The following is a 24,386-nucleotide window of genomic DNA, read 5'->3' on the forward strand; positions in this document are numbered from 1 at the left end:
CTCAGCCCCGCTCCCCGTCGGCCGCGTCGTCGTGGGCGACGGCGGCCGGGGGGACGTCGACGCCGTGCGCGCGGGCGGCGGCGAGGGCGTCCTCCAACTCGTCCATCGCGATCTGCACGATGGTGCCCTCGGGATGCGCGGCGGCGTCCGCGAGGTCGGCCCGCGCCTGCCGCACGCGCGTCCGCAGCGCTTCGGCGAAGTCGTCTGTGGTCCCGTCGTCTCCGGCGCTCACGCTGTCACCCGCTCTCTCGGGACGCGCGCCCGCGCCCCACTAGTCGACATCACCGCGCCCCGGCCTACACACCGGCGCAACGCCGCCGCGTGCCCGACAAGCGCGGTCGGCTGCGCACTCCAAGGCCGGACGACCCTCATGGCCCGTCGGGCGGCCCTTCTGGAACCCGCGGACACCATGATGTAGCGAATTGAAGAATTTTGCAATTGATGACACGTCGAGGGAGGAGAGGCGCTGTCCCCTGCGGCACGCGCGGCGGGAGGAGCGCCGGCAGGCGGGAACGGTCGGGACGGAGCAGGGCCGGGTGCTGGGGCGGCGCTCCCCACAGGCTTCGCCGCCCTGATGTCGCGTCAGGAGCGCTTGCTCTTGGCAAGCCCAAGTCCGACGTGCGGCAACGAACCGCATGCCCGGGCGAGAAGGGTGCGGAGAGCATTCCATGCCGAGTGGGCTGCCGTCCGCGGCGGTGCGGCGGTGCGGCGTTCGGTCGCGGTCGCTCCCGGACCGCCGAGGCGAACACAACCATAGTTCGGCGAGCGCCGACGCGTCGCCTGCCTAGCATCGGCCGCCATGGAAACGAGCCACTCGCGCCATGCCGTGATCGAACCGAGCATCCTCTACGTCGGAACGCCCGTGGTGCTTTTGAGCACCGAGAACGACGACGGATCCGCCAATCTCGCTCCCATGTCCTCCGCCTGGGCGCTGGGCCACACCGTCGTGCTCGGCATCGGGCGGTCCGGCCAGACCGCGTACAACCTCGCACGCCGACCGGATGTGGTCATCAATCTGCCCGGCCCCGCACAGTGGGAGGCCGTCGAGAGGCTCGCGCCGCTGACCGGCCGTCACCCCGTGCCTCCGACCAAACCTGCCGGATGCCGTTACGAGCCCGACAAGTTCGCGGCAGCGGGCCTGCATATGCAACCGTCAGAGGTCATACGCCCGCCCCGCGTCGCCGAGTGTGCGCTCCAACTCGAGGCCACCGCGACATCGGTGCGGCTGGACGCCTCGGATTCCTTCGTCATCGTCGAAGCAGCCGTCCACCGCGTCCATGCCGATCCGCGGATCGTGGTTCCCGGCACCCATCACATCGACCCTGGTTCCTGGGCACCTCTGATCTACAGCTTCCGCCACTACTTCGCACTTGGGCAGGAACTCGGGCACAGCTACCGCACCGACACACCGTCGCGGGGCGCGGCCACGGCGCGACCGCGACCCGGCCGTGTGTCGAAAGTGGATCTCGGGCCGTGAATGATCACAGGTCCAGGACGGGGGGAACTCACGGACGACAGCTGATCGACGGCAGACGGCTCCGCGCCAGGAAACCGGAGTTCCGGGGCAGCCGGTCGGCGGCGGACACGAAGCAGAGCGACAGCCGCGGCACCGGCGTTGGTTCGACGGAATCAGACGCGGGGAGGTCGGCGCAGCAGCGTCAGGCACACGTCCCCGGCAGCCGGGCCGCATCGCCGGGGGATTCCGGCGGAATCAAGGGCGCCACATCCGCTGATCACGCTTCAGGGCCGCTGGGGCGTGCGGGTGGGCACTTCGCACTTCGGGCGCCACCCCGGGAACTTCGGGAGCAGACATCGGGCCGCACGCGGCACGGAGAGTGGCGGTCGCCGCCCCCGCGCAGCATCGGCACTGCCGTCATGACCTCCAGTGCGGTCCTGGAACCCGCCTACCGGAATGCCCGCACCCCGATTTCGCGCGCCGGCTCGGGCATCCTGGGCTCACACCCACTGCGGGTGCTTCGGCGGCCCCTGTTGCCCCTGGCCGCCCGGCCGCTGTGACCCGTCCCGTCCCGGCCCGCTGCGGGTGGTGTCGCCGGGCCTGCCCGACCCGCGGCCCCGGCTGGTGCGGTCACCGTGTCCGCCACCTTGCGGTCGTTTGCAGCCGACGTCCTTCACCGCGCCTCCCCGACGGATCGTTCCCGATGGGAAGATCCTCCGGGCGGGCCGGCGCGGACGGCGATGTACGGCGCAACAGTGTCGCCCCGGGAGTCGCTGTCCGTCGGAACAACGGTGCCGCCGAAGGGGTGAGAGTTCCGCAAACCGACCGCACGCGTGTCCTCGGTCGACCAGACTTGTCCACTCTTGTGAGGGCGGCGGAACCGATGGCGGGACGCGGCCGCGGTCGAACACCAAGTGAGGCGCAGGCGTGGGCAACGCAGTTCCGGATCCGATCGTCACCGGCCTCGCGCAGGCGCTGGCGGCCCGCTTGGAGACCGTCGTCACGGTCATGGGCGAGGTCATCGTGCGCGAGATCGACCTGTACCGGAACGCCGACGTCAAGCTCGACGACCTGCACGCCAGTCTGCGCCACAACGTTTCGCTCACCATCGCGCACCTGGTGTCCGGCGAGGCCCTCGACGTGACCGCGCCCGTCGCGATCGGGCGGCTCCGGGCCGCCCAAGGCGTCCCGCTGCACGACGTGCTCCGCGCCTACCGGGTCGGCTTCGCCAACTTCTGGGACCAACTGCTCGCCGAGGCGCGGCACTCCGGAACGCGAGCGGAGTCGGCGCTGCTCGACGCCGCGTCCCGGATCTGGGACATCGCCGACAGCTACTCCACCGCCATGGCGAGCGCGTACCGCGACACCCTCGCCGAACGCATGCTCGAAACCGACCGGCGCCGCTCGGCGCTCGTCGCGGCGCTGGTCGACGGACCGCCGCCGGGCAGCGACACCGCGTGGGAGATCGCGCACCTGCTGGGGTTCCCGTACCGCGGCACGTTCGTCCTCGTCATGGCGGAAGTCCTCGCCGTCGGCGAACCGCCGCTCCCCGGGCTGGACGCCAAACTCCGGGCGATCGAGATCGGTTCGGCCTGGCGCGCGCAGCCCGGCCACGAAGTCGGCGTGCTGACCTGTCCCGAACGCGGCCTCGCCGACCGCGCCTTGGACGCCGTCCGCGCCTCGGCGACGGGCCGCGTCGGGGTGAGCCCGGCGTACGAGCAGCTCGAACACACCCCGCGCGCGCTGCGCTACGCCCAGGTCGGCCTCGAATCCCTCCCCGAAGGCCTCCCCGGCGTCCGCCAACTCGACGACACACCCCTCACCGAAATGGTGATGACCAACCTGGAGACCACCCGCCGCGCCGTCAACCGCATCCTCGGCGGCCTCCTCTCCCTCCCCGAGGACGACCGCACCACCCTCCTCGCCACCGCCCGAGCCTGGCTCGACGCCCACGGCTCCGCCGCCGACGCCGCCCCCGCCCTCTACTGCCACCCCAACACCGTCCGCTACCGCATGCACCGCATCGAGGAATACCTCCGCGGACCGCTGCACGACCCGAAGATCGTCGCGGAACTGACGATGGCGTTGGACGCGGTGGGAACGTTCCCGGCCCTCCTCAGCCACGCCGGCACGGGCACGGTGGGCAGCCAACGCAGCGCCGGGTAGCCGAGGCGCCGACCTCGATCGTCTTCGACCGGGTGCGGGCGGGCACAGCCCGGTAAGCCGGGCCGGTCCGCCCGGGCCGGGCCCTACGATGGGCGCATGACCTCGGGCCGGCCGACCGCACCTGCGCACGATTCGCACGAGCAGCCCGACGGCGACCGGCTCGACGCCGCGGCATCGCTGCTCGGACTGCTCTCCGACCGGACGCGGCTGGCCATCATGCGGCGGCTCGGCGAGGGCGAGGCGGACGTCACCACCCTCACCGAGGACTGCGGTGCGCCGCGCACCTCGGTCAGCCAGCACCTGGCCAAGCTGCGGCTGTCCGGACTGGTCGTCGCGCGCAAGGACGGACGCCGGGTGGTGTACTCGCTGCGGCACGGGCACCTGCGACGCTTGGTGGACGAGGCGTTGAGCGCGGCCGACCACCAGATCCGGTCGCTGCCGCCGCACGATTGACGCTTCCCTGTACGGGTCTTTCCTCGCCTGAACGGGTACTCCCTCGCCGGTGGTCTCGACATCATGTGCATACGTACGCACATGTTGTTCTAGAGTGGAGAGGTCATCCCTGCGTCCCAGGACGGGAGGACGCGGCCTCATGCTGTCCGTGCTCCGGAACCGCACCTACCGCCGCCTGTTCACCGCGCAGGTCGTCGCGCTGGTCGGCACCGGGCTGGCGACGGTCGCGCTGAGCCTGCTCGCGTACGACCTCGCCGGGGCCGACGCGTCCGCGGTGCTCGGCACGGCGCTGGCGATCAAGATGGTCGCCTACGTGGCGATCGCCCCGCTGGCCGGCGCGGCCGCCGGCCGCATCCCGCGCCGGGCCCTGATGGTCGCCATGGATCTCACCCGCGCCGCGGTCGCACTCGCGCTGCCGTTCGTGACGCAGGTTTGGCAGGTGTACGTCCTGATCTTCCTGCTCCAGGCCGCGTCCGCGGCGTTCACGCCGATCTTCCAGGCGACCATCCCGGAGGTGCTGCCGGACGAGCGGGACTACACGGCGGCGCTGTCGATGTCCCGGATGGCATACGACCTGGAGAGCCTGTTCAGCCCGGCCCTGGCGGCAGGGCTGCTGGCCTTCGTGTCCTACGGCTGGCTGTTCGCGGGGACCGTGGTCGGCTTCGCGGCCTCCGCGGCCTTGGTGGTCTCGTCGGTCCTGCCGAAGCCGGTGGCGGGGGAGCGGTGCGGCAGCGTGTGCGCGCAGGCCGCGTCCGGCGTACGCCTTTTCTGGGCGACTCCGCAACTGCGCGCGCTGCTGGCCTTGGACCTGGCGGTGGCCGCGGCCGGAGCGATCGTCTTCGTGGACACCGTCGGCGTGGTCCGCGACCACTTCGGGCGGTCGGCGGGCGCCGTGTCCGTGGCGCTGGGCGCTTACGGCGCCGGGTCGATCGCGGTGGCTTCGGTGTTGCCGCGGGTGTTGGCGCGGTGGGGCGATCGGGCGGTCATGCTCGGTGCGGCGTACGCATTTCCCGTGGTGCTGGCGGTGGTTGCCGCGGTGACGGCCGGATCGGCGGGCACCGGCGACTGGTGGGGGCTGCTCGGCGCGTGGGCCGCGATCGGGGCGGCGAGTTCGGCGGTATTGACGCCGGGCGGCCGGCTGATCCGCCGATCGGCCGGGGATGCGGACCTTCCGGCGGCTTTCGCCGCGCAGTTCTCGCTGTCGCACGGGTGCTGGCTGCTCACCTACCCGCTGGCCGGGTGGCTCGCCGCCGCGGCCGGAGTCCCTCTGACGGCCGGGGTGTTGGGCGGTGTGGCGCTGGCCGCCGCGGCGACGGCCACGGTGATCCGGCCGGTGCGCGCTCCGGTGCCGACGGCGCCGATGGTCCCGGCCTGACACGTCCGCCACGGACGCCGGGTATGCCGGGTCACCGGTTCAGGCGGTTTCGGCGCGCTCCGGGCTGTCGGGGAGGCCGAGCCGCAGGTGTTCGGCGTGGTAGATCGCCTGGTCGAGAAGCTCGGCGACGTGGTGGTCGTACAGCGCGTAGATCATCGAACGGCCCTGGCGGGTCGCGGTGACCAGCCCGAGGTTGCGCAGCAGGCGGAGCTGGTGCGAGCAGGCGGACTGCTCCATGCCGACTTCGTGCGCGAGTTCGGTCGCGGGGAGGGCGCCTTCGCGCAGCCGGGCGAGGATGAGCAGTCGCGACGGGGTGGCGAGTGCTTGCAGGGTCGAGGCGATGCGCGCGGCGCCCGCGGGGTCCAGCGGCGTGCGCGGGACGCTGTCGGCGGCTGGTGGTGCTCCGTGACCCATGGTGTCCATGCTAGTGGGGATGACAAGCACATGAATAAGTGTTCATGTGTTCCTGTTAGGGTGGCGGGCGGCAGCACCGTTTCCGGCTGCTCCTGTCTGCGCTGCCTCCCCCTTCCGTGAGGAATCTCCTCGATGTCGTCCACTGTTGTTCGCCCGGCTCCCGCTCCCGGCCCGGTGGCGGAGGGTGCGCCGCGGCACGGCCGGACGCGTGTCTTCGCGCTGCCCGAGCCGCGCTGGGCCGCCGCGGCGCTCGGGTTCTTCCTGGCCGCGCTGGTCCTGGACCTGGCCGGGGCACCGGCGTGGGCGTGGGGTCCGCTGTACGCGCTGACCTACGTGACCGGCGGCTGGGAGCCCGGATGGGCCGGACTGCGGGCGCTCCGCGAGAAGACGCTGGACGTCGACCTGCTGATGGTCGTGGCCGCGATCGGCGCGGCGGCGATCGGGCAGGTGCCGGACGGGGCACTCCTGATCGTCATCTTCGCCACGTCGGGGGCGTTGGAGGCGGTGGCGACGGCACGCACCGCCGACTCGGTGCGCGGACTCCTCGACCTGGCGCCGGACACGGCGACCCGGCTCTCGGCCGACGGCGGCGAGGACGTCGTGCCGACGGCGCGGCTGCGCGTCGGCGACCTCGTGCTGGTGCGCCCGGGCGAGCGGATCGGCGCGGACGGCCGGGTGGTGGACGGCGGGAGCGACGTCGACCAGGCGACGATCACCGGCGAACCGCTGCCCGTCGCGAAGCGCCCCGGCGACGAGGTCTTCGCGGGCACCCTCAACGGCACCGGCGCCCTGCGGGTCCGCGTCGGACGCGACCCGTCGGAGTCGGTCATCGCCCGGATCGTGGCGATGGTGCAGGAGGCGTCGGAGACGAAGGCGCCGACACAGCTGTTCATCGAAAAGGTGGAGCAGCGCTACAGCGTCGGCATGGTCGCGGCCACCCTGCTGGTCTTCGCGGTGCCGTTGCTCCTCGGGTCGGATCTGCGGCCGGCGCTGCTGCGGGCGATGACGTTCATGATCGTGGCATCGCCGTGCGCGGTGGTGCTCGCGACGATGCCGCCGCTGCTGTCCGCGATGGCGAACGCGGGCCGGCACGGCGTGCTGGTGAAGTCGGCCGTGGTGATGGAACGGCTCGGCGCGGTCGACGCGGTGGCGTTGGACAAGACGGGCACCCTGACATCGGGGACGCCGTACGTCACCGGGATCCGGCCGCTCGCCGGCCTCGACGCCGCCGAACTGCTGCGCCTGGCCGCCGCGGCCGAGTACCCGAGTGAGCACCCGCTGGGCCGGGCCGTCGTCGAAGCCGCTCGCGTCCGCGGGGTGCGTGTGCCGGATGCGGAGGAGTTCGCGGCGTCGCCGGGCATGGGGGTTGCCGCGCTGGTGGAAGGGCGGCGGGTGGCCGTCGGGAGCCCGCGGCTGGTGCCGGGCGGCGCGGCCGGTGCGGTGGCCGCGGAACTGGAGGACGACGGGCACACGGCGGTCGTCGTCGTGGCCGACGGCGTCCCGGTCGGGGTGCTGGGCATCGCCGACCGCCTGCGTCCGGACGCCGCGGACGCCGTCGCCGCGCTCGGACGGCTGACCGGCCGTCCGCCGGTCCTGGTCACCGGCGACAACCCGCGCTCCGCCGCCCGCGTGGCGGCCTCGGTCGGAATCACGGACGTCCGCGCCGATCTGCTGCCGCAGGCCAAGGTCGACGCGGTGCGGGAGTTGGAGGCGGCCGGCCGCAAGGTGCTGGTCGTCGGCGACGGCGTCAACGACGCCCCGGCGCTGGCCGCCGCCCACACCGGCCTCGCGATGGGCCGCGCCGGATCGGACCTCGCACTGGAAACCGCGGACGCGGTCGTGGTGCGCGACGAACTGGCCGCGGTGCCCGCGGCCGTGGCATTGTCCCGCCGCGCCCGGCGCCTGGTGGTGCAGAACCTGGTCATCGCCGGCACGTTCATCGCGGCGCTGGTGGTCTGGGATCTGGCGGGGACCTTGCCGCTGCCGCTCGGCGTCGCCGGGCATGAAGGCTCGACGGTGATCGTGGGCCTCAACGGCCTGCGGCTGCTGGCGGACCGGGCGTGGCCGGGGTCGGACGGGTCGTGAGCGCGAGGGCTCGTCGGCCGCGGTCGACGAGTCGCCGACGCGGCCAGGGCCTACGTCGCCGGGCGCCGCCGCCGGTGGAAGAGCGCGCGGACCGCGTCGACGAACTGGATGCTGGCGCCGGAGAGCAGGTCGTACTCCGGCGGGGTGTCGCGGGTCTGGAGGTGCGGGTGCGTGCGCGCGTACTTCATGGCGCGGCGGACCTCGTCGCCCATCGTCTCCAGGTCCGCGGCCGAGAACGCCTCGTGGAGGCGGACGAACAGGCGGTCTTCGTCGTCGTGCTCCTGGCGCACGACGGCGGCTTCGAGTTCGACGACGAGGCGGTCGAAGTCGGCGTCCGAGGCCTCGTGGGTCTCCAGTTCGGCCAGGATCCGTTCGATCTCGCCGAGGTCGTGCATCTCCCGGTCGACGAGTTCCTTGCCGTCCGGGGCGCGCTCGCGGACGGCCGGGAGGACGCACTGCTCCTCCGCGACGGCCAATCGGACGAGTTCCGTCGTGAGCCTGTCGACCAGGCGCTTGCGGACGGGGTCGTGGGGCGGGGCGGCGTCCAGCTCTTCGATCGTGTGGTCGACGTCGCGGTGGTCCGCCGTCAGTTCGTGGATGACATCGCCGTCGTGGTTCATGGCGGGCAATCCGTCTCGTCGCCGAGGGTGCGCGAAGCGCTACTGGGCACCGGCCCGAAAAGGGCCGATTGTTTTTCGCCTACCCAGAAGACCACGCCTGTAACAGCCCCGGACATCGGACGTCCCGGAAGCCCCGCAGGCCACACGGGCACCACCGGTCGTGTGCGCGTTCGAGCCGTGCGCCCGGTGGCCGACTCCGTGCGCCCTGCCGTGCCCCCGCCGCGAGGCCCCAGGCTGACTTGTTGTCTGCGGGCAAGTCCCGCTCCCTGCAGCGCACTTGGGAGGACTCACGTGACCGGCAGGCGCCACGACGTACGGGACGTGCGATGACGCGGCGGGGCGGGCGGGACCAGGCCGCCGAGACCATCGCCGCCGGGGTCGAATCCGGACAGGAGCTGTTCGGCGGAAAGCTGGACTGGGACGACGGGTACTTCAGCCACCGGGGCGCGGCGGTGGAACTGTCGTTCGCGTCGACGTTCCGGCGGCTGCCGCAGCTCGTCGCGGCATCCGCGCGCCTCGCCTGGCGGGCGGACCGTGTCGCGCTGGTCATGGTGGCCGCGGCCGAACTGGGCCGCGGGGTGACCGGCGCGTTCAGCCTGCTCGCCACCAACCAGGTCCTGATCCAGCTGTTCGCCGCCGGACCGACCCCCGGCCGCGTGCGCGCCGCGCTGCCCGCGCTGACGGCCGTGGCGATCTCCGGCATCGTGACCGCGCTGCTCCGGGCCGCCTCCGCGGTGGCCGCCGGACGGCTGGAGCCGAAGGTGGAGCGGGCCGCGGAAGTCGCGCTGATGACGAAGGTGTCGCGCGTCGAGCAAGCCACCTTGGAAGACGGGGACTTCAAGCGGCTGCTGCAGTCCGCGCGCTGGGGCACCGACGCGGCCCGGCGGATGATCGGCAACGCGATCGGCATCGCCACCGCGCTGGTGTCGCTGGCCGCCACCGGCACCGTCCTGACCGTGCTGCACCCGGTCCTGCTGCCGCTCATGGTGCTGATCACGCTGCCCCAGGCGTGGGGGGCGGTCCGCGACGCGCGCCGCCGCTACGCCTCGGTGCAGCGTTGGATCGACCACAACCGGCAGCAGCAGGAAGTGGAATGGCACCTGGGGAACCTGGGGTCGGGCCCGGAGATCCGGGTGCACGGCGCGGGCAAGTACCTGCTGCACCACTACCGCCGGATGGCCGCCGCGAGCGAGGCCGAGGAGACGCGGCTCGTGCGGGCGGAAGCCGTCACCGACCTCGCCTCGGCGGGGCTGGCCGGGCTCGCAGCCGGGCTGACGTACACGGTGCTGGGCTGGCTGGTGTGGACGGGCCGCACCGACCTGGCCGCCTCCGGCACCGCCGTGCTGGCGATCCGGACCGGGACGGGGGCGCTGGGGCAGCTCGTCCAACAGGTCCAAGCCGCCTACAAGCAGAGCCTGTTCCTCGGTGATTACGACCGCGCGTGCGCCATCGCCGAGGAACACGCGATCCCGGTAGGCGGGATGGCCGTCGAGCGGTTCCCGGACGAGATCCGGCTGGAGAAGGTCAGCTACAGCTACCCCGACCGCGACGCGCCCGCCGTCGACGCGGTCTCGCTGACCATCCCGCGCGGCAAGATCGTCGCGCTGGTGGGGGAGAACGGCTCCGGCAAGACCACCCTCGCCAAGATCGTCGCGGGGCTGTACCGGCCGCACGCCGGACGCATCCTGTGGGACGGCGTCGACGACACGGAACTCGACCGCGACCAGGTGTTCGACCGAGTGGCGCTGGTATCCCAGTCGTTCGTGGAGTGGCCGTTCACGGCGGCGGCCAACGTCCGTATCGGGCGGGCGGTCCCGGACGCGGACGGCCGCCGTCCGGCACTGCCCGAGCCCCGATCCGGCGACGCCGCCGAGTCCGCCGGCCCCGGCGGGCCCATGGTGGTCCCCGACGACCTGACCGCCGCCGCCCGCTACGCCGAAGCCGACCAGGTCGTCGACGAACTCCCCAAGAAATGGGACACGTTGCTCGACCGCTCGTACGTGGGCGGAGTCGCCCTCTCCGGCGGCCAGTGGCAGCGCATGCTGCTCGCCCGCGGTGTGTTCCGCGACGCCGAACTCGTCATCGCGGACGAACCCACCTCGGCCCTGGACGCCAAGGCGGAGATCGCCGCGTTCACCAAGATCCGCGCCCTGGCCGACCGCGGCCACACCGTCATCCTCATCACCCACCGGCTCGCCAGCACCCGGCTCGCCGACCGCATCTACGTCCTCGATCACGGCCGCCTGATCGAGGAGGGTACCCACACCGAACTCCTGGCCCAGGGCGGCCAGTACGCCACGGCGTACCGCATGCAGGCCGACCAATACGACACCGGTCCGCGCGCGGGCTAGGGTCGGAGGGGGCGGGCGGCGTGGCGGCGGTCCCGGGCGCCCGGAGTCCCGTGTGGGCCCGAAGCCCTCGGGCGGCGCGGAATCCCGGCGGAAAGCCCCGGCGGCGCGGCGATGAGTTTGCCGCCGTCCCGGGGTCTACCCCGATGACCGCGACACCACGATGCCTGGGGAGTAAGCCATGGGTCTCATCCACCTCGAATTGTTCGCCACCCTCGACCTGGTCGGCCAGTCGCCCGGCGGCCCCGACGAGGACCCCGAGGGCTTCGCGTTCGGGGGCTGGCAGGTGCCGCTGCTGGAGGAGACCTTCGGGGCGCAGGTGCTCGCCGCCTACGAGGGCACCGACGCGCTGCTGCTCGGGCGGCGGACGTACGACATCTTCGCCGCGTACTGGCCGCACCAGGACGACGCGTTCGGCAAGCTCTTCAACCGGATCCCGAAGTACGTCGCCTCCCGCGGCAAGCCCGACCTCCCGTGGGAGGGCTCCACACAGCTCGGCCCGGACCTGCCCGCCGCGGTGCGCGAGATCCGCGACCGGCACGAGCACATCAAGGTCGTCGGCAGCCTGGACCTGGTGCAGACCCTGCTGCGCGAAAAGCTGTTCGACCGGATCGACCTGTGGGTGCACCCGCTGGTCCTGGGCAGCGGGAAGAAGGTGTTCGACGGCGGCGCGGTGCCCACGAACCTCACCCTCCTCACCCCGCCGGTGGCCAGCCCGAACGGCACCCTGTACCTGCGCTACGCGCGCGGCGAGGGCATCCCGGAGACAGGGGACATGGCCGCACAGTAAACGCTTCGGCCGTGCACCGGAGGCGGCTTCGGTGCATAGCGGCTTATCCGACAAGTCGGATTTACCGGCGGGTCTGCTGCGGAATCGGGCGCCCCGTTTGCGACGATCCGGGGATGGCTTCGAATCCGGCGGCGGCGGAACCGGCACGGGAACCGGGCGGGGCGCGCGGTGTCCTGGTCACCCTGGCCGCCGCCCAGTTCCTGATGACGCTCGACAGCTCCGTCATGAACGTGTCCATCGCGACCGTCGCCGACGACGTGGACACCACGGTGACCGGGATCCAGGGCGCGATCACCGCGTACACGCTGGTCATGGCGATGCTGATGATCCCGGGCGGCAAAGTCGGGGCGCTGATCGGCCGCACCCGCGCGTTCGGCATCGGGTGTGCCATCTACGGCTGCGGGTCGTTGGTCACCGCGCTCGCCCCGAACCTGCCGGTGCTGCTGCTCGGCTGGTCGTTCCTGGAGGGCGTTGGCGCGTCGCTGATCCTGCCGGCGATCGTGTCGCTGGTCGCGGGCAACTTCCCGACCGCGCGCCGCCCCGCCGCCTACGGCCTGGTCGCCGCGGCGGGCGCGGTCGCCGTCGCGCTCGGCCCGCTGATCGGCGGGATCGCCACGACGTACTTCTCGTGGCGTTGGGTCTTCGTCGCCGAGGTGGTCGTGGCGATCGCCATCCTCGCGGCCGCCCGCCGGATGGTCGACGCGCCCGCGCCGGGCAAGCCGCACCTCGACGTCCCCGGCGTGCTGCTGTCCGCCGCCGGGCTGGGCGTCTTCGTCTACGGCGTCCTGCGCTCCGACGAATGGGGCTGGTTCCGCCCCAAGAGCGGCGCCCCGGCCTGGCTCGGCGTCTCGCTCACGGTGTGGCTCATGATGGCCGGGCTCCTGCTGCTCTGGCTGTTCCTCGCATGGGAGCGGTACGTCGCCAAGCGCGGCCGGGAGCCCCTCGTCGACCCGGAGCTGCTGCACAACCGCCGTCTGACCGGCGGCCTCACCATGTTCTTCTTCCAATATCTGGTGCAGATGGGCGTCTTCTTCGTCGTCCCGCTGTATCTGTCGGTGGCGCTCGGCCTGTCCGCGCTGAGCACGGGTGCGCGCATCCTGCCGCTGTCGGTCACGCTGCTGGCCGCCGCGATCCTCATCCCACGGCTGCTGCCCCATGCGTCGCCGCGGCGGGTCGTCCAGGTGGGCATCCTTGCGCTGTTCGCCGGCGCCGTGGTGCTCATGGCCGCGCTCGACGCGGATGCGGACGCGAGCGTCGTGACGATCCCGCTGCTGCTCATCGGCCTCGGCATCGGCGCGCTGGCCTCGCAGCTCGGGGCGGTGACGGTGTCGGCGGTCCCCGACGAGCAGAGCGCCGAAGTGGGCGGCGTGCAGAACGCGGTGACCAACCTCGGCGCGTCGATCGGCACCGCGCTGGCCGGCTCGATCCTCATCGCGGCGATGACCGGCTCGTTCCTGAGCAGCGTCGACAACAACCCGGCGGTCCCCGCCGACGTGAAGAGCCAGGCATCGGTGCAATTGGAGAGCGGCGTCCCGTTCCTCAGCGACGCCCAGCTCCGCGACGCCCTCGACGCGGCCCAGGTCAGCCCCGAAGTCGCCGACGCCGCCCTCGACGCCAACACCTCGGCACGCCTGGACGGCCTGCGCGCGGCCTTGGCCGTCCTGGCCTTCATGTCGATCGTGGCGCTGTTCTTCACCCGCCGCATGCCCACGCGCCCGGTCGGGTCTCCCGGAGGCTGAGACCGTCGCGGAGCGGCAGGGGGCCCGGTCAGCCCACGTGGACGTGCGGGCGGCGGGCCGGGTCGGGCTCCGCCTCGCGGAGCACTTCGCGGGTCACCGGGGCGACTTCGCCTTGTCCGAAGAGGAAGAACCGCAGGAAGTTGGCGAGCGGGTTGCCTTCCGTCCACTCGAAGTAGATGTGCGGGAGCTGCCCGGAGGCGTCGCGGACGTGCAGGAGCAGCGCGGCGAGCGCGTTCGGTACCGAGGAGCTTTCCAGCGTGAGCACCCGGTACCTGTTGTGCAGGACTTCGCCCTTGACCCGCATGCCCGCCTCGAATTCGGACGGGTCCACGATCGTCACCTCGACGAAGATCACGTCGTCGCCCTCCGGGATGAGGTTGTCGGCGCGGATCTGCGCGGACTTGTCGCGGTACTCGGCCTCGTCGCGGGTGCCCGGCTGGTTGGCGATGAAGCGGATGGTGCGGCGCGTGGAGTCGCGGACGAACCGCTCCGCCATATTGTCGAGTTCCATGTCGGTCACCCGCAGCTCGAACGACCGCACGAGGCGCGAGAGCAGCGACAGCGCCATGATCCCGGCGATGAAGCACGCGCCGATCTTGACGCCGTCCGGGCGCTCGATGACGTTGACCGCGGTCGTGTAGACGAACACGGCCGCGATGACCCCGAACCCGATCGTCCAGCCGCGCTGCCGGGCCCGGCGCGCGGCGATGGTGACGGCGATCGCCGCCGACGTGATGAGGACGAGCACGCCGGTCGCGTAGGCGCCGCCCTGCTCGTCGACGCTGGCATCGAAGATCGAGGTGACGAGGAAGCCGACGAGGGTGAAGACGATGACCATCGGGCGGACGGCGCGCGCCCACTGCGGGGCCATGCCGTACCGCGGGAGGTAGCGCGGCATCAGATTGAGCAGGCCCGCCATCGCGGAGGCCCCGGCGAACCACAGGATGAGGATCGTGGAGACGTCGTACACGGTGCCGAACGCGGACCCGAGGTTCTCGTGGGCGAGGTACGCCAGCGCGCGCCCGTTGGCCGGGCCGCCTTCCTTGAAGTCGTCCTTCGGGATGAGCACCGTGGTGATGAAGCTGCTGCAGATGAGGAAGACGCTCATGATGAGCGCCGCGGTGGTGAGCAGCTTCTTGGTGTCCCTGATCCGCGCCGCGGGCCGGTCCGGGTCGTCGTCCGCCGCGCCCTGCACATGCGGCATGACGGCGACGCCGGTCTCGAACCCGGACAGGCCCAGCGCGAGCTTCGGGAAGACCACCAGCGAGACGCCGATCATCAGCCATATGCTGCCGCGCTCGGCGACCAGCGCGTGCCGCCAGTCGCCGACCACGTGCGGGTGGGCGAAGACCTGCCACAGGCCGTCCGCCACGACGACGGCGTTGAGCACGAGGTACACGCCGACCAGCAGCACGGCCAGGTTGATCGCCTCGCCGAAGCCCTTGAGGAAGACCGCCCCGAGCAGCGCGACCATCAGCAGCGTGATGAGGACCTCGTGGCCGCTGAGGGTGGCCGTGAAGTGCGGGTTCTCGGTGACGTGCGCGGTGGCGTCCGCGGCGGACAGCGTGATGGTGATGAGGAAGTCGGTCGCCGCGAAGCCCAGCAGCGTCAGGACGAACAGCTTGCCCTTCCAGAACGACAGCAGCCGCTCCAGCATCGCGATCGAGCCCTCGCCGTGCGGGCTCTCCTCGGCGACGCGCCGGTAGACCGGCAGCGCGCCGAAGAGCGTCAGCGCCACGAGCACGACGGTCGCGAGCGGCGAGAGCAGCCCGGCCGCCAGCGCGGCGATACCGGGCTGGTAGCCGAGCGTGGAGAAGTAGTCGAGACCCGTCAGGCACATCACGCGCCACCAGGGCCGGCCCTGCTGGGGGGCACCCGACGTTTCCGCCGCCGCCCGTGTCCCCCCGGTCTCCCCGGTCCCCGCGGGAGCGTGTTTGCCGATGTCGGCCTGGTCCTCGAGGAGCCACGCGCGCAGGCGTGAGCGGGGTATGGCGGGCGCGGACATGGCGGTGGCGGTTCTCCTGTCGAGCGTGCGGGTCCGGAGGGTCCGGGAGCCCACGCCGCCGACCGGCGGCTGCGCGACGTCGAACGTACACACGGCGGAGCGTCAGGAACCCCCGTCCGGGCGTCAAGATCGCGTCAGGATTCGGGCCCTAACATTGCTTGACCGTCCCTTGGTCCCCGCTTGAATCGACTGCGTCGATCGGGTCGACGGCGTCCATCGGGTCGACCGCGCCCCCGTCCGCCGCGGGTGCGGTGCGGAGCCCCTGCGTCCACTTCTCCTCGATCCGGCCGAAGCGCCACACCGCGACCGCGACCGCCCAGATGGCGAAGAAGAGCCCCACGATCGCGTAGCCGACGAGGTTGAGGTCCACCCCGCTCACCCGGTCCCAGAACGAGCCGTGCAGGTCGAAGCGGTCGGCGAGCAGGGCGAGGATCTCGACGCTGCCGATGATCAGCGCGACGGCGACGGACAGCGCCGTGATGGTGAGGTTGTAGTAGACCTTCCGCACCGGCTTGGAGAACGCCCAGCCGTAGGCGAAATTCATGAACGTGCCGTCGATCGTGTCCAACAGCGTCATCCCGGCGGCGAACAGCACCGGCAGGCACAGGATCGCGTACCACGGCAGCCCCGAGGCGGAGCCGGAGCCGGCCAGCACCAGCAGCGACACTTCGGTGGCGGTCTCGAAGCCGAGGCCGAAGAGCAGGCCGACCGGGAACATCTGCCACGGCTTGGTGATCGACTTCATGACCCCGCCGAGCAGCCGGTTCATGAAGCCCCGGTTGTTCAACTGGTCTTCGAGCGCGGCTTCGTCGTAGCTGCCGCCGCGCATGGTCCGGAAGACCTTCCAAATACCCACCAGGATCACGATGTTGACGATCGCGATGACGTACAGGAAGGTGCCGGATATTCCCGTGCCGACGACCCCGGTGACGTCGTGCAGGGTGGAGTCGTCCGCAAGCGGTCCGACGAACACCTTGATGCCGAGCGACAGCAGCAGCGCCAGGCCGAACACCACGGACGAGTGCCCCAGCGAGAACCAGAACCCCACCGACAGCGGGCGCTTGCCGTCGTGCATCAGCTTGCGGGTGGTGTTGTCGATCGCCGCGATGTGGTCGGCGTCGAACGCGTGCCGCATGCCCAACGTGTACGCGGTGACGCCGATGCCGATGCCGAACGTCTTGGTGCCGACGCTGTAATGCTCGGGCGCGACCAGGACGACGAGCACGAACCAGCCGACGACGTGCAGCCCGACGACGACGCCCGCCATCGCGGCCAACCGCAGCCACTCGGCCCGCTCCAGCGACCCGCCCGCGCTACGCCATCCTCCGGTGGCGGGTGTTGCGCTGCTCATCGGGAAACCCCCGTCGTACGGGGGACGTTCGGGCGCAGCACAACAGACACGGCGAATCACCGGCCTCTCTCGGGGAAATCCGCCCCGGGTTGTCGAGGGAGGCGACGACGTGAGTCTCCTGGCTCTCGGATCAACGCTCGTCCCGGCCTTCCAACCCCTGGGTGGGGCCGTGGCCGTCGCGGGATTCGCTCCCCGATCACAGTGGCGGGACCGCACCGGATTCGCACCGGTTTCCTCGGGCCGCCGTCGCCTTGCGCCCGTAGCATCGCACGCCGCGGTGCCCGGGCGATGCGGGGGGAGCGGCGGGGCGGCGCACGCTGCATGCGCGCGTGGCCTCGTCGGCGGGACCATCCCCGGTCACCGGTCGACGAGGCCACGCGGGTTCTACAAGGTTGTCATTGGTGCTGTGCCGTGGGGAACGTCAGCCGGCGGGCACGGCGATCGCGGTGACGACGATGCCGCCGGCGACCTTCCACCGCCCCGTGAAGCCGTCCAGGCCCGCGGGGCGGTCGTCGGGCAGCAGACGGGCGTGGAAGGTGCCGGCGGCGGGGTCGAACCGCACCTCGGCGTCCTCGAAGCCGAGCCAGCGGCGGGTGAGCGGGAACCAGGCCTTGTAGACGGCTTCCTTGGCGCTGAAGAGCAGGCGGTCCCACGGGACTTCCGGCATGTCCGCGGCCGGCCCGGCGAGCGCGGTGCGCTCGCCGGGGGAGGAGACCGAACAGAGGACGCCGCCGGGCAGCGGCGCCGCTTCCTCGGCGTCGATGCCGAGGGTCCGGATCCGGGTGGCCGGCGCGACCGCCGCGGCCCGGTACCCCGCACAGTGCGTCATGCTGCCGACCAGCCCGTCCGGCCAGGCCGGGGCCCCGCGCTCGCCGGGCAGCAGCGGTGCCGCGGGCACGCCCAGTAGGGCGAGCGCCTCCCGGGCGCACCGGCGTACCGTCGTGAACTCCCGCCTCCGCTTGTCGACGGCGCGGGCGATCGCCGCCTCCTCCTCGGGGAACAGCACCGTCCCGGGCGGGTCGTCGAAGCACGCGACGGCCACCACGTCCGGCGGCAGCACGGCGGCCAGCAGGTCACCGGCGGCATGCACCGGGGCGGCTTCCGACGTCATGTTTCCCCCTGGCTCGGTCCGGCTCGACGCAGTTCTGCTTCATGTGGTTCTGCTTCCGGCGGCAGCGCCGCCGTCAGAGAAGACTAGGCTGCCGGACCCTCCGGCCCCGGCCCGACCTCCCGGACGACCGTGTACGTCGGCACGCCGCTCATCCGCGGCTCCGCCTTCCCCGTCAGCCCTTCCAAGGCCTTGCCGATGGCCGCCATGCGGCCGTCGGTATCGGACGTCTCCACGAAGTGGCGGTAGTCCGCTTCGCTCTCCCAATGCACGATGTTGTAGACGCGGGTGCCGTCGGTACTGACGTGGAAACGCGCCGAGCGGTAGCCGGGGTAGAAGCGCACCCAGCGCTCCTGGATCTCCGCGAACGCGGCGACCAGTTCGCGCTGGGTCGCGGGGCCGTCGACGGTGTAGTCGATGATCGAGTAGAAGCCGGAATCGGTGGTCATCGGGACACTCCTCGGCAGGGCATCAAGGGCGATGCGGTGGGGTTGGTCGGCCATCCTGCAACGTGAAGTCAGGTTGAAGTCAACGGATCCGACCTGCGCGCGGTCCGGTTGCCGTGCCCGTGCCCCTGCACCTGCCCTTGCCCCTGCCCCTGCCCCTGCCCTGCTGGGTCTGCCCCCCGGTGTCAGGCCGCGTCGCGGGACAGCCAGATCTCCCGGTTGGCGTCCTCGCTCGTGACCTGCCACCCCAACGGGCGGGCGAGGGCGGCGACGTCGTCGGCGGTGAGCGTGCGCCGGTCGCAGGCCATCAGCGAGATCTTCGGCTGCGGCAGCGGCTCGTCCCCCGGCGCGGCCTTCGCCCGCTTCTTGGCGTCGGCGGCGGTGGCCTTGGCGGTGGTCACCCGCAGCTTCTCGGCGGCCCATTCCCGCCACTCGGCCTCGGTCCCGCGCAGTTCCAGCCGCAGCCGGCGGCGGCCGATCCACACGTTGGAGGACGACGTCCGGCTGACCCCGCGGCCGCTCGAACCCGACCCGGGCGAACCGATGTTCCCGAGCGCCGCGACGACCACCCACGCGAGGATCAGCACACACCCGACGACGATGCCCAGCACGATCAACGGCTGGCCGTAGAACTGCGCCCGCACCCCGGCGGGGGAGCGGCGCGGCGCGGGGCCGCGGGCCGGGGCGTCGGCCGGTTCCCCCGGCGGGATCGGCTGCGTGGTCGACATGCGGCCATGCTGGCAGCGGGCCCGCTCTGCGGAAGGGCGTTGGGTCAGCGATTGGTCAAGCCGGGTTCTGGGGTGTGCCGGGTCGCGGCACCGGGTTCTGAGGTACGCCGCTCCCGTAGCGGGCCGCGAGGGCGGTGGCGCGGTCGCGCAGGGATTCCCGCAGCCATTCCGGGGACAACGCTTCGGCGCCGGTAGCGAGTTGCCAGAGAGCCCATTCGGCGTGGCGGGCGTCTTGGAAGGTGGCGTGCAGGCGCAGCAGGCCGTCGTCGTCTGTCTCCGCGCCGTCGACGGTCAGCGCGGTTTTCGCCAGTTCGTCCCGGCGGGCCGGGTCGAGCCGGAGCAGCACGGTGACTTGGTCGCCGCCGGTACGGAACCGCGTGCTGCGGTCCCGCCACGCACGGTCGAGGTCGACCCGGTCCGGCCGCTGTGCCGGTTCGTCGAGTTCCTCGGCGGCGGCGATCCGGGACAGCCGGTAGGTGCGGTCGGCACCCGACCGCGCGGCCAGGAGGTAGCCCTGGCCGCGGACGGTGACCAGGCCGACGGGGTCGACGGTGCGCCAGGCTGGGGCCCGGTCGCCGTCCGCCGCCGCGTAGCGGATGCGCAGCTTGTGCCCGGCGAGGACCGCGCGCCGGACTTCGGCCACGACCGCGTCCGGCAGTTCCTCGTCGACCGTGCTGCGGGCCAGCAGATCGGTCTCCGGGTCGACGAGCAGCCGCCGCGCCGCGCCGGCCGCGGTGGCTTGCTGGTCCTCCGGGAGCGCGTCGACGACTTTGCGCATGGCCGAGGCCAGTGGCGTGCCGAGGCCGAACGCCTGGGCACCGCGGCGTGATCCGGCGACGAGCAGGGCGAGCGCCTCGTCGTGGTTCAGGCCGGTGAGCTCCGTGCGGAAGCCGGGCAGCAGCGTGAAGCCGCCGTTCCGGCCGCGCTCGGCGTACACGGGGACGCCGGACGCCGAGAGCGCCTCGATGTCCCGCAGCACCGTCCGCGTGGACACCTCCAGCTCGCGGGCCAATGCGGTCGCGGACAGCCGGCCGTGCTGCCGCAGCAGCAGGACCATCGAGACCAGCCGATCGGCACGCATCCGAAAACGCTACCGGAATACATGACATTCGATGTCGTGTATTCGCTGCGAGGCTTCACCCGACTCCCGTTCGCCACCCAGGAGAGGTGACTCCCATGGCCCACACCCTCGTCAACCCGGACGGCCTGCACGACCCGACCCCGTTCGGCTACGCACACACCGCCGCGGTCCCGGCCGGTGCCGAACTGGTCCTGATCGCAGGCCAGTACGCCTCGGACCCGGACGGCGCCGTCGTCTCCGCCGACTTCGCCGAGCAGGTGAAGCGGACGTTCCACAACCTCGGCACCGCCCTCGCCGCGCACGGCCTCGACTTCGCCGACGTCGTCCAGCTGCGGACCTACGTAGTCGACCACGATGTCACCAAGCTGGGCCCGATCGCGGGAACGGTAGCCGAGCTGTGGGGCGGCAATCCACCGGTCCAGACCCTCCTCGGCGTGGCGAGCCTGGCGGCCCCGGACGTGCTGTTCGAGGTGGAAGCGGTGGCGGTACGGGCGTGACGCGCGGCACGGCGGCCCCGCAGGTGAGGCACCTGCGGGGCCGCCGTGCGCTCCGGGCCCGCGGACATCCCGCGCCTGCTTCGCCCGCTCGGCCCGGCGGCGGTGGGGCGGTTCGGGTGACGCGCACGACACGACGCCAACCATCTGGCTTTTTGGTGATGATGCCATTACTTTCTGTGATCGCCGCAGCTGTGCGGCGACCCTACGTGGAGGCAAAGAACGTGAAGATGCGCAAGCAATGGGCCGTGGGCGCCGCGGTGGTCGCGATGTCCACCGGGCTGGTGGCGGGTTCGGCCGGCGCCAGCGACTCCGCGGACGAGGCGGCTGCGGCCCCGGCGTCGCAGGCGCGGTCCATCGTGGCCCAGCAGTTCACGCTGCGGCTGGCGAGCGACGCCAAGCAGGTCGCGAACGTCCGAGGCGCGGGCACCGCGGACGGCGTGCCGATCATCCAGTACCCGTGGTCCGGCACGACCAACGAGCGCTGGGAGCTGGACTCCGCGCTCGGCGGCTACTACCGCCTCAAGGCGGTCAACAGCGGCAAGTGCCTCAATGTGCAGGGCAGCGGAAACGCCAACGGCACGCAGGTGATCCAGTACACCTGCGGCAGCTCCGACAACGAGCTGTGGAAGTTCGTCCCGGTCGGCACCGGCTACCAGGTCGTCGTCAAGTCCAGCGGCAAGTGCCTCAACGTGGAAGGCGGGGTCGGCACGGGCCGCAACCTGATCCAGTACGACTGCGTTTCCGGCGGCGCCCCGAACGACGTCTGGCTGCCGGTCTGGGAGCCGAACAACCTCTGATCACCGGCCGGCCCCGGCCCGTCGTTCCGGGCCGGGGCCGGAACCGGCCTCCGCCTCCGCGCCGAAGAACCGCAGCGCGTTGCCGCCGAGGATCATGTCCCGCTCCGCGGCGCTCAGCCCGGCGCACTCGCGCACCACCCGCCCGGGCTCCCGCTCGCCCAACGGGAACGGGAAATCCGTGCCGAGCATGACCCGTTCGGCGCCCATGACGTCGACGAGCAGGCGCAAGGCGCGCGGGTCGAACACCGCCGAGTCGACGAAGAAACGGTCGACGTACGCCGACGGCGGCTTCGGTGAATCCGCCCGCACCAGGTCGCGGTGGTGCCAGGCGTTGTCCGCCCGCCCGAGCAGGTACGCGAAGCTTCCCCCGCCGTGGCAGAAGCACAGGCGCAGGCTCGTCGGCAGCTTCTCGAACGCCCCGCCCAGCGCCATGCCGAGGATGCTCAGCTGCGTCTCCGCGGGCATCCCCACCAGCCACGCCAGCATGTGCCCGGGCATGCGCTCCGGAGCCAGCATGTCCCACGGATGCACGAGCACGGGGATGTCCTCGTGCGCGCAGTGCGTCAGGAACGCGACGATCGCCTCGTCGGCCAGGTAGCGCTCGCCGACGTGGTTGCCGATGTGCACGCCGCGGTGTCCGGCCGCCTTGGCGGCCGAAGCCGCCGCGCATGCCGACGCGAGGTCTTGCAAAGGAACTTGGGCGAGCGGCAGCAGCCGCGCCGGATCGGTCGCACAGAAGGCGAGAATGCGGTCGTTGACGAGATCGCACCACTCGGCGGCCCGCACCGGATCGGCGTCGTAGCCGAACATCAGCGGCGTCGGGGACACGACCTGGACATCGACGCCGGCCGCGTCCATGTCCGCCAGCCGCCGGTGCGGATCCCACAGCGGCGCGACGACCGGGCGGTACTCGTCCTCGCCGCTCATCATCATCCCCGTGCCGTCCCCGTGCACGCGCAGCCACGGCTCGCCCGCGCCCGCGAGGATGCGCGACTCGGTGCGGGACAGGCGCGGGAAGACGTGCGTGTGGACGTCGATGATGGTCACGGAACCTCCGGGTTGTGCGGTTGCGGCATGCGAGGGGGACGGGACGGGGACGGTCAGACCGTGCGCCCCGTCGAAGGCCGCATCTCCTCCGGCCAGGTGCGTCCGGGATGCTCGGCTCCGCAGTGCCCGCACGTCCGGTCGCCGCCGTAGAACGCCTCGAACACCGGCGGCAGATCCGTCACGATCGACCGCAGTCGGATCTCCGCCCGGTGCACCAGCCGGTGGCAGGCGACGCAGTACCACTCGAACGCGTCGACCAGGCCCGCGGAGCGGGCGAACTCCACGACCAAGCCGACGCTCCCCGGCTCCGGGCGCTGCGGCGAGTGCCGCACATGCGGCGGCAGCAGGAACACGTCCCCTTCCCGGATCGGCACGTCGACCGGCGGGCGGCCTTCCTCCTCCATGACGCGCAACACCATGTCGCCCTTGAGCTGGTAGAAGAACTCCTCGATCGGGTCGTCGTGGAAGTCCGTGCGCTGGTTGGGCCCGCCGACCACGGTGACCATCAGGTCGGCCTCGCGCCACACCTGGATGTTCCCGACCGGCGGCCGCAGCAGGTCGCGGTGCTCGTCGATCCACGCGCCGAAGTTGAACGGCATCCCGTGGACGAGCTTCGGGAGTGCCGCGGGTCCGGTGGTCGTCATCTCGGTGCCTCCTCGGAACGGCTGCGGTCCACGGGCACGTGGGCCGTGCAGGAGATCTCGATCAGCAGGTGGGGGTGGGGGAGTTGGTGGACGGCGACGGTCGTGCGCGCGGGCCCGGTCTCGTCGAAGTACTCGGCGTACACCTCGTTGTAGCCGCCGAAGTCGTTCATGCCGACCAGGTACGTGGTGACCGCCACGACATCCGCCAAGCCGCCTCCGACCGCCGCCAGCAGGTCGCGGATGTTCTCGATGACCGCGCGCGTCTGCTCCCGGATGTCCAGGTCGGTGACGCCCATGGCGTCCGCGCTCGCCCCCGCGAACGTCCCGTCGGGACGCCGCGAACTGGTGCCGGACACGAACACCAGGTCCCCGGCCCGCTTCAGATGCGGGAACCGGCCGCGCGGCACGGCCTTCCCCGGCACCACAACACCGTCGGAGGCACTCACCGCGCCGTCACCTCCACCCGCCCCAACCCGGACGCCACCACGCGCACATGGGCCCCCGCAGCCAGCGGAACCGCGGCCGTGGCGGCCCCGGCCAGCACGATGTCGCCCGGCCGCAGCGGCGATCCGGCGGCGTCGGCGAGCCGCGCCGCGGCGGCGAAGGACCGCAGCGGACCCCCGAGGATGGCCGCGGACGACCCGGCCGCGACCGGGCGGCCGTCCACTTCCATGACCAGGCCGAGGTTGCCGGCCGCCACCCCGTCCGGCGCATGCCACGGGCCGACGCCGAACGCGCAGGCGGAGGCGTTGTCCGCGACGACATCCCGGAGGGTGAAGCGGAAGTCGGCGTACCGCGAGTCGATCACCTCGTAGGCGACCGCGATCCCGGCCGCCGCCCGCGCCGCCTCGGCGGGGGTGATCCGGCCGGACAGCGGTTCCCCGACGAGGAACGCGATCTCCGGCTCGATACGCGGATGGATCAGCCCCTCGGTGGCCAGCGTCCCGCCGTCCTCCACCTGCATGGCGTCGGTCAGGAGGCCCCAGATGACGTCGTCGACGCCCATCTGCGCCATCTTCGCCCGGCTGGTGAAGCCCATCTTGGCGCCGATGACGGACTCGCCGCGGGCCTGGCGGCTGGCGATCACGGCGCGCTGCACGCGGTAGGCCGCGTCCAGGGAGAGGTCCGGGGCGTCCGCGGTGAGCAGGCCGGTGGTGCGGCCGGTGCGGGCGGCGTCGTCGAGCGTCCGCGCGAACGCCGCGATCTGCGGATGATCGGTCATCTGGGGAACTCCCG

23 protein-coding genes and 1 riboswitch are annotated in these 24,386 nt (G+C 72.1%); of the genes, 10 read left to right on the forward strand and 13 right to left on the reverse strand.

Annotated elements, in window-relative coordinates:
* Position 1: 1 nt before the first annotated feature.
* Positions 2 to 232 carry a hypothetical protein gene (locus tag ACPA54_RS18605; RefSeq protein ID WP_423531157.1) on the reverse strand — a complete coding sequence of 77 codons (231 nt, stop codon included), beginning with the start codon at positions 230 to 232 and terminating at the stop codon, positions 2 to 4.
* 567 nt (positions 233 to 799) lie between these two features.
* On the opposite strand from ACPA54_RS18605, the gene ACPA54_RS18610 reads away from it, so the two are divergent.
* The 4 genes from ACPA54_RS18610 (at position 800) to ACPA54_RS18625 (ending at position 5,450) form a co-directional block, all read left to right on the forward strand.
* Positions 800 to 1,477, forward strand: coding sequence for a flavin reductase family protein (locus ACPA54_RS18610; RefSeq protein ID WP_423531159.1), 678 nt, complete (start codon positions 800 to 802; stop codon positions 1,475 to 1,477).
* A gap of 906 nt (positions 1,478 to 2,383) precedes the next feature.
* Positions 2,384 to 3,622 carry a PucR family transcriptional regulator gene (locus ACPA54_RS18615; RefSeq protein ID WP_423531161.1) on the forward strand — a complete coding sequence of 413 codons (1,239 nt, stop codon included), beginning with the start codon at positions 2,384 to 2,386 and terminating at the stop codon, positions 3,620 to 3,622.
* Between the two features lie 96 nt (positions 3,623 to 3,718).
* On the forward strand, positions 3,719 to 4,075 hold the full coding sequence (locus ACPA54_RS18620) for an ArsR/SmtB family transcription factor (RefSeq protein ID WP_423531163.1): 357 nt from the start codon (positions 3,719 to 3,721) through the stop codon (positions 4,073 to 4,075).
* Positions 4,076 to 4,214: 139 nt separating this feature from the next.
* Positions 4,215 to 5,450: an MFS transporter gene (locus tag ACPA54_RS18625; protein WP_423531165.1), complete on the forward strand. Its 1,236-nt coding sequence runs from the start codon at positions 4,215 to 4,217 to the stop codon at positions 5,448 to 5,450.
* A 39-nt stretch (positions 5,451 to 5,489) separates the two neighbouring features.
* On the opposite strand, the gene ACPA54_RS18630 is transcribed toward ACPA54_RS18625, so the two are convergent.
* On the reverse strand, positions 5,490 to 5,864 hold the full coding sequence (locus ACPA54_RS18630; protein ID WP_423531167.1) for an ArsR/SmtB family transcription factor: 375 nt from the start codon (positions 5,862 to 5,864) through the stop codon (positions 5,490 to 5,492).
* Between the two features lie 132 nt (positions 5,865 to 5,996).
* Between ACPA54_RS18630 and ACPA54_RS18635 the strand changes: the two genes are divergently transcribed.
* Complete coding sequence (locus tag ACPA54_RS18635) at positions 5,997 to 7,949, forward strand: heavy metal translocating P-type ATPase (protein ID WP_423531169.1); 1,953 nt, start codon at positions 5,997 to 5,999, stop codon at positions 7,947 to 7,949.
* 50 nt (positions 7,950 to 7,999) lie between these two features.
* On the opposite strand, the gene ACPA54_RS18640 is transcribed toward ACPA54_RS18635, so the two are convergent.
* On the reverse strand, positions 8,000 to 8,569 hold the full coding sequence (locus ACPA54_RS18640) for a hemerythrin domain-containing protein (RefSeq protein ID WP_423531171.1): 570 nt from the start codon (positions 8,567 to 8,569) through the stop codon (positions 8,000 to 8,002).
* A gap of 326 nt (positions 8,570 to 8,895) precedes the next feature.
* Between ACPA54_RS18640 and ACPA54_RS18645 the strand changes: the two genes are divergently transcribed.
* The 3 genes from ACPA54_RS18645 to ACPA54_RS18655 all read left to right on the forward strand — a co-directional run bounded on the left by ACPA54_RS18645 (position 8,896) and on the right by ACPA54_RS18655 (position 13,446).
* Positions 8,896 to 10,920 (forward strand): ABC transporter ATP-binding protein, encoded by a 2,025-nt coding sequence (locus ACPA54_RS18645; RefSeq protein WP_423531173.1) that lies wholly within the window; start codon positions 8,896 to 8,898, stop codon positions 10,918 to 10,920.
* A 178-nt stretch (positions 10,921 to 11,098) separates the two neighbouring features.
* Positions 11,099 to 11,707 carry a dihydrofolate reductase family protein gene (locus ACPA54_RS18650; RefSeq protein WP_423531175.1) on the forward strand — a complete coding sequence of 203 codons (609 nt, stop codon included), beginning with the start codon at positions 11,099 to 11,101 and terminating at the stop codon, positions 11,705 to 11,707.
* Positions 11,708 to 11,820: 113 nt separating this feature from the next.
* Entirely contained in the window at positions 11,821 to 13,446 is a 1,626-nt protein-coding gene (locus ACPA54_RS18655; protein WP_423531177.1) for an MFS transporter, read from the forward strand.
* A 28-nt stretch (positions 13,447 to 13,474) separates the two neighbouring features.
* Here the strand turns inward: ACPA54_RS18655 and ACPA54_RS18660 are convergent, their stop codons facing one another.
* From ACPA54_RS18660 to ACPA54_RS18685, 6 genes are all read right to left on the reverse strand, one after another.
* A complete protein-coding gene (locus ACPA54_RS18660; RefSeq protein WP_423531179.1) occupies positions 13,475 to 15,451 on the reverse strand; it encodes an APC family permease in 1,977 nt (658 codons plus the stop codon).
* Positions 15,452 to 15,599: 148 nt separating this feature from the next.
* A complete protein-coding gene (gene nicT, locus ACPA54_RS18665) occupies positions 15,600 to 16,802 on the reverse strand; it encodes a Nickel transporter NicT (RefSeq protein ID WP_423531181.1) in 1,203 nt (400 codons plus the stop codon).
* A 111-nt stretch (positions 16,803 to 16,913) separates the two neighbouring features.
* Positions 16,914 to 17,039: riboswitch (cobalamin riboswitch) on the reverse strand.
* Between the two features lie 184 nt (positions 17,040 to 17,223).
* Positions 17,224 to 17,913, reverse strand: coding sequence for a 4'-phosphopantetheinyl transferase family protein (locus ACPA54_RS18670; protein ID WP_423531183.1), 690 nt, complete (start codon positions 17,911 to 17,913; stop codon positions 17,224 to 17,226).
* An 83-nt stretch (positions 17,914 to 17,996) separates the two neighbouring features.
* Complete coding sequence (locus ACPA54_RS18675) at positions 17,997 to 18,359, reverse strand: antibiotic biosynthesis monooxygenase family protein (protein ID WP_423531185.1); 363 nt, start codon at positions 18,357 to 18,359, stop codon at positions 17,997 to 17,999.
* A 182-nt stretch (positions 18,360 to 18,541) separates the two neighbouring features.
* Complete coding sequence (locus tag ACPA54_RS18680; protein WP_423531187.1) at positions 18,542 to 19,084, reverse strand: hypothetical protein; 543 nt, start codon at positions 19,082 to 19,084, stop codon at positions 18,542 to 18,544.
* A 55-nt stretch (positions 19,085 to 19,139) separates the two neighbouring features.
* The gene (locus tag ACPA54_RS18685) at positions 19,140 to 20,165 is read right to left on the reverse strand and encodes a helix-turn-helix transcriptional regulator (RefSeq protein WP_423531189.1); all 1,026 of its coding nucleotides are present in this window, start codon (positions 20,163 to 20,165) and stop codon (positions 19,140 to 19,142) included.
* Positions 20,166 to 20,260: 95 nt separating this feature from the next.
* On the opposite strand from ACPA54_RS18685, the gene ACPA54_RS18690 reads away from it, so the two are divergent.
* Complete coding sequence (locus tag ACPA54_RS18690; RefSeq protein ID WP_423531191.1) at positions 20,261 to 20,662, forward strand: RidA family protein; 402 nt, start codon at positions 20,261 to 20,263, stop codon at positions 20,660 to 20,662.
* Between the two features lie 227 nt (positions 20,663 to 20,889).
* Positions 20,890 to 21,459 (forward strand): RICIN domain-containing protein, encoded by a 570-nt coding sequence (locus ACPA54_RS18695; protein ID WP_423531300.1) that lies wholly within the window; start codon positions 20,890 to 20,892, stop codon positions 21,457 to 21,459.
* Here ACPA54_RS18695 and ACPA54_RS18700 read toward each other — a convergent pair whose 3' ends face one another.
* Genes ACPA54_RS18700 through ACPA54_RS18715 form a run of 4 tightly spaced genes read right to left on the reverse strand, consistent with a single transcriptional unit; the run spans position 21,460 to position 24,372 of the window.
* Complete coding sequence (locus ACPA54_RS18700; RefSeq protein WP_423531193.1) at positions 21,460 to 22,506, reverse strand: amidohydrolase family protein; 1,047 nt, start codon at positions 22,504 to 22,506, stop codon at positions 21,460 to 21,462.
* Positions 22,507 to 22,559: 53 nt separating this feature from the next.
* Positions 22,560 to 23,150 carry a 3-hydroxyanthranilate 3,4-dioxygenase gene (locus ACPA54_RS18705; protein ID WP_423531195.1) on the reverse strand — a complete coding sequence of 197 codons (591 nt, stop codon included), beginning with the start codon at positions 23,148 to 23,150 and terminating at the stop codon, positions 22,560 to 22,562.
* Complete coding sequence (locus tag ACPA54_RS18710; protein WP_423531197.1) at positions 23,147 to 23,596, reverse strand: RidA family protein; 450 nt, start codon at positions 23,594 to 23,596, stop codon at positions 23,147 to 23,149. The genes ACPA54_RS18705 and ACPA54_RS18710 overlap by 4 nt, the downstream gene beginning before the upstream one ends.
* Positions 23,593 to 24,372 (reverse strand): 2-keto-4-pentenoate hydratase, encoded by a 780-nt coding sequence (locus ACPA54_RS18715; RefSeq protein ID WP_423531199.1) that lies wholly within the window; start codon positions 24,370 to 24,372, stop codon positions 23,593 to 23,595. Before ACPA54_RS18715 ends, ACPA54_RS18710 begins: the two co-directional genes overlap by 4 nt.
* Between the last annotated feature and the right edge of the window lie 14 nt (positions 24,373 to 24,386).

The organism is Uniformispora flossi, assembly GCF_049534875.1.
GTDB classification, from domain to species: Bacteria; Actinomycetota; Actinomycetes; order Streptomycetales; family Streptomycetaceae; genus Yinghuangia; species Yinghuangia aomiensis.

Excerpts from the sequence above, each read along its gene's own strand:
- ACPA54_RS18610 (WP_423531159.1), top strand. The coding sequence starts at position 800 with ATGGAAACGAGCCACTCGCGCCATGCCGTGATCGAACCGAGCATCCTC.
- ACPA54_RS18620 (WP_423531163.1), top strand. The coding sequence starts at position 3,719 with ATGACCTCGGGCCGGCCGACCGCACCTGCGCACGATTCGCACGAGCAG.
- ACPA54_RS18625 (WP_423531165.1), top strand. The coding sequence starts at position 4,215 with ATGCTGTCCGTGCTCCGGAACCGCACCTACCGCCGCCTGTTCACCGCG.
- ACPA54_RS18630 (WP_423531167.1), bottom strand. The coding sequence starts at position 5,864 with ATGGGTCACGGAGCACCACCAGCCGCCGACAGCGTCCCGCGCACGCCG.
- ACPA54_RS18635 (WP_423531169.1), top strand. The coding sequence starts at position 5,997 with ATGTCGTCCACTGTTGTTCGCCCGGCTCCCGCTCCCGGCCCGGTGGCG.
- ACPA54_RS18640 (WP_423531171.1), bottom strand. The coding sequence starts at position 8,569 with ATGAACCACGACGGCGATGTCATCCACGAACTGACGGCGGACCACCGC.
- ACPA54_RS18645 (WP_423531173.1), top strand. The coding sequence starts at position 8,896 with ATGACGCGGCGGGGCGGGCGGGACCAGGCCGCCGAGACCATCGCCGCC.
- ACPA54_RS18650 (WP_423531175.1), top strand. The coding sequence starts at position 11,099 with ATGGGTCTCATCCACCTCGAATTGTTCGCCACCCTCGACCTGGTCGGC.
- ACPA54_RS18655 (WP_423531177.1), top strand. The coding sequence starts at position 11,821 with ATGGCTTCGAATCCGGCGGCGGCGGAACCGGCACGGGAACCGGGCGGG.
- ACPA54_RS18660 (WP_423531179.1), bottom strand. The coding sequence starts at position 15,451 with ATGTCCGCGCCCGCCATACCCCGCTCACGCCTGCGCGCGTGGCTCCTC.
- nicT (WP_423531181.1), bottom strand. The coding sequence starts at position 16,802 with ATGAGCAGCGCAACACCCGCCACCGGAGGATGGCGTAGCGCGGGCGGG.
- ACPA54_RS18670 (WP_423531183.1), bottom strand. The coding sequence starts at position 17,913 with ATGACGTCGGAAGCCGCCCCGGTGCATGCCGCCGGTGACCTGCTGGCC.
- ACPA54_RS18675 (WP_423531185.1), bottom strand. The coding sequence starts at position 18,359 with ATGACCACCGATTCCGGCTTCTACTCGATCATCGACTACACCGTCGAC.
- ACPA54_RS18680 (WP_423531187.1), bottom strand. The coding sequence starts at position 19,084 with ATGTCGACCACGCAGCCGATCCCGCCGGGGGAACCGGCCGACGCCCCG.
- ACPA54_RS18685 (WP_423531189.1), bottom strand. The coding sequence starts at position 20,165 with ATGCGTGCCGATCGGCTGGTCTCGATGGTCCTGCTGCTGCGGCAGCAC.
- ACPA54_RS18690 (WP_423531191.1), top strand. The coding sequence starts at position 20,261 with ATGGCCCACACCCTCGTCAACCCGGACGGCCTGCACGACCCGACCCCG.
- ACPA54_RS18695 (WP_423531300.1), top strand. The coding sequence starts at position 20,890 with ATGCGCAAGCAATGGGCCGTGGGCGCCGCGGTGGTCGCGATGTCCACC.
- ACPA54_RS18705 (WP_423531195.1), bottom strand. The coding sequence starts at position 23,150 with ATGACGACCACCGGACCCGCGGCACTCCCGAAGCTCGTCCACGGGATG.
- ACPA54_RS18715 (WP_423531199.1), bottom strand. The coding sequence starts at position 24,372 with ATGACCGATCATCCGCAGATCGCGGCGTTCGCGCGGACGCTCGACGAC.